Genomic DNA, 203 nt, shown 5'->3' on the forward strand with positions numbered 1-203 from the left:
AGCCGCTATCTTCCGCTTCTTGCTCTTCTTGCAAGGCTTCCACAACTGGACCCTCAACCCCTTCCACATGATGGGCGTTGCCGGCGTCCTCGGGGGCGCACTCCTCTGTGCCATTCACGGGGCCACCGTTGAAAACACCCTCTTTGAAGATGGCGAAGGGGCCAACACCTTCCGCGCCTTCGAACCCACTCAGGCAGAAGAAA

General features: G+C 59.1%; 1 pseudogene. It reads left to right on the forward strand.

The window, feature by feature from the left end:
* Positions 1–203: pseudogene (locus DXZ20_RS04800) on the forward strand (photosystem II D2 protein (photosystem q(a) protein)); the annotation flags it as partial.

The organism is Adonisia turfae CCMR0081 (genome assembly GCF_011009555.1).
GTDB classification, from domain to species: domain Bacteria; phylum Cyanobacteriota; class Cyanobacteriia; order Phormidesmidales; family Phormidesmidaceae; genus Leptothoe; species Leptothoe turfae.